Genomic DNA, 1,127 nt, shown 5'->3' on the forward strand with positions numbered 1-1,127 from the left:
GGCGGCGCTGCGGCGCGAGTTGCTGCGCGACGGCCAGGCGTTCTACGTGCACAACCGGGTCAGCTGGATTGACCGCGTCGCGGTTCGTGGCCTGCCCGTTCGGCGGGGCGGGGACGCGGATGTATCGGACGGGCGATCTGGTCTGGTGGGGCCCCGATGGCCAACTGCGGTATCTCGGGCGCATCGACGAGCAGGTCAAGGTCCGCGGCTACCGCATCGAACTGGGTGAAATCCACACTGCGCTAACGGATTTGGCCGGGGTCGAGCAGGCGGCGGTGATCGTGCGCGAAGACCGCCCCGGCGACAAGCGCCTGGTCGCCTACCTGACCGGCACTGCGGACCCCGACCTTGTGCGCGCCGCCCTTTGCGAGCGGCTCCCCGCCTACATGATCCCGGCCGCCATCATCCCCCTGCCCGCTCTGCCCCTGACCCTCAACGGCAAACTCGACACCCACGCCCTCCCCGCACCGGAATACGCCGGTCATGGCTATCGCGCCCCTGCGACCCTCACCGAACAGGTCCTGGGCGGCATCTACGCCAAGGTTCTGGGCGTTGCCCGGGTCGGGGTCGATGACTCGTTCTTCGAGCTGGGCGGGGATTCGCTGTCGGCCATGCGCCTGGTCGCCGCGGTGAACGCCGCTCTGGACGCCAACCTCTCGGTGCGGGCATTGTTCGAGGCGCCGACCATTCGCCGGTTGGTGCTCCGCCTGGATGAAGGCGAGGAGCGGCTTCCGCGGGTGGCGGCCGGGGCGCGGCCGGCGCGGGTGCCGTTGTCGTTTGCCCAGTCCCGGTTGTGGTTCCTCGACCAGCTGCACGGGTCCTCCCCGGTGCACAACATGGCCGTCGCCTTGCGGTTGCGTGGACGGCTGGATGCCGACGTGCTCGGGACCGCGCTCGCCGACGTCGTGGCCCGCCATGAAAGTCTTCGCACGATCTTCGTCGCGCCCGACGGGACCCCGCAACAAGTGGTCGTCCCGGTCGGGCAGTTCGATTTCGGCTGGCGCGTCGTCGATGCCGGCGGGTGGCCGGAAGCCCGGCTAGCGGAGGCCGTCGAGGCGGTGGCGCGCCATTCGTTTGACCTGGCGGTGGAGATTCCGTTGCGTGCGACGGTGTTTCGGGTGGGTGAG

Annotated in this window: 2 pseudogenes; both read left to right on the top strand. The window is 69.8% G+C overall.

The features are described from left to right. Nucleotides 1-88, top strand: a pseudogene (locus tag A5692_RS30510) (hypothetical protein); the annotation flags it as partial. Continuing rightward, nucleotides 63-1,127 (top strand): annotated as a pseudogene (locus A5692_RS30290) (condensation domain-containing protein); the annotation flags it as partial. The pseudogenes A5692_RS30510 and A5692_RS30290, both read left to right, overlap by 26 nt.

Source organism: Mycobacterium sp. E342 (assembly GCF_001667665.1).
Lineage (GTDB): Bacteria > Actinomycetota > Actinomycetes > Mycobacteriales > Mycobacteriaceae > Mycobacterium.